The organism is Hydrogenispora ethanolica (assembly GCF_004340685.1).
Classification (GTDB): Bacteria; Bacillota; UBA4882; order UBA8346; family UBA8346; genus Hydrogenispora; species Hydrogenispora ethanolica.
On sequence record NZ_SLUN01000083.1, the window covers coordinates 1 to 1,760 of the forward strand.

A 1,760-nucleotide genomic window follows, 5' to 3' on the forward strand; every position below is an offset into this window, starting at 1 on the left:
GCGGAGTACAAGTTCGCTCCCTATGGGGAGAAGGAGCTCGCTTCCGGGGACGGGACGGCGTATCGGTTTACGGATAAGGCCGAGGATGCCACGACCGGGCTGGATTACTTCGGGTTCCGTTTCTACGACCCGGAGGTGGGGAGGTTTATATCGCAGGATCCGATTAAAGCTGGAGATAATTGGTTTGCGTATTGTGAGGATAATCCGGTGAATTTGGTGGATCCCGATGGACTAAGAATTGACATTGATGGAACGCCGGGGACGAGTAGTGAGTTTTCGGTGCATAGGGATAGTTGGTCTACTCGAGATCATTCTGAATATCATAGTGTGCATACCTCAGATGGCCATCATTATGATGTAAAATATGATTCTCAGCATGGCAGCTACCATTCTATAACAAGTCGCGACACTTGGATAGATAGTAATGGTAATAGGAATGAAAAGTACGATTTTAGTTTACGAACAAAAAGAGGGAAAGAAATATCCGGTATGAGTTGGGACTCGAATAATCCATTGTCTATATCGGCAAGAGGAAGAGTACCCGATGGATATTATATGGATTTCAATTTTTCTGGTGGTTATTGGGGTGTTGGTGGTACATTCGGGTGGATAATAGACTCCTCGGGAGCACGTTTTTATGGTGGAGGAGGATTTATGACGCCTGGTGTATCAGTAAGTATTACGTTTGGCTCTGGAAGTTATCGTTCATGTCGGGGATTAAACGCCGCTTTTCAAGGTGCTTATGGTATTGCAATTCAAAAGGGTTATAATATTTCTCAGCGCAGTGGGTTTGGTGAATATGGTTTTGGAACTCCAGGAGCTTCATTAACAATGTATTATGTTCCATGAAGGGGGATTCAAAATGATTTTACATATAATTGAAATAGGAATTTGGATTTTAGCGTTTGTCTTCCGTAAACAATTGTCAAAATCTATGGTATCTTTTCAGAACAATGTCTGGGGATTTAAGTTTACAGATAGAACTGCAGCAATAAATGAGATAATTATTATGATTGTCTCAATTTTAGGATTTATTACAGGGTTAATATCACTTCTTGGGATTAGAGGAAAATAAACTTTTATAGAAATTAATTGGGCACAAACCATGGTTGAACAAATTTATATACCAAGAATTTAGTTCCATTTAGACATAAAAATAGAAAGACATCAAAGATGATAGCATTCCTAACTAACTAGGCCCAAATCTGGACCTGGTTTTTTATCCAGCAACCTATCCGCCACTCCTTTTCTGGCAATGGAAAAAGAGTGGCGCTTATATGAGGAACGTATGGTATAACGCAAATATTGATATTTGAACGGTCGTAAAAAATCCATGACAGGTACGATAAAGCTTAAAAAATAATCATGTTTTTTGGAGGACTGAAAATGAAGATAGTAATTGAAATTGCACAATACTCACCCAACAACGGAATTGCAATCGAGTGGTTAGATGGTTCAATTGTTGAAAGCAAAATAGTTGGTAATACAATGTTATTAAAAGCTAATAAAGAAGGGTTAACATCTCTTGCGCAGAGTCTATTAACTTTAGCGCAGGAAGGGGTTGAACCGGGGAATCATATTCATTTCGATGAGTTTAATTTATTGCAAGATGGTTCATCGGAATTGGTTATTGAAAGAATTTAATTTGTTTCCGTGAATAAGCCACCCACCCCAACAAAGCTGGGACAAACGAAAGAATGAAAAAAGTCGAAGTGCGACCCCTTGCCCCTTCAAGGGGAAAGCACAAGGCTTTGAAGTGG

Annotated in this window: 3 protein-coding genes; all 3 read left to right on the plus strand. The window is 39.7% G+C overall.

Annotated features, from left to right (window positions below; all coding sequences use genetic code 11):
* A partial coding sequence (locus EDC14_RS26350; RefSeq protein WP_132018388.1) for an RHS repeat-associated core domain-containing protein occupies positions 1–849 on the plus strand: 849 nt, incomplete at its 5' end.
* Positions 850–862: 13 nt separating this feature from the next.
* On the plus strand, positions 863–1,075 hold the full coding sequence (locus EDC14_RS26355) for a hypothetical protein (protein ID WP_132018391.1): 213 nt from the start codon (positions 863–865) through the stop codon (positions 1,073–1,075).
* Positions 1,076–1,386: 311 nt separating this feature from the next.
* Positions 1,387–1,644, plus strand: coding sequence for an Imm32 family immunity protein (locus tag EDC14_RS26360; RefSeq protein ID WP_243663134.1), 258 nt, complete (start codon positions 1,387–1,389; stop codon positions 1,642–1,644).
* Positions 1,645–1,760 lie beyond the last annotated feature (116 nt).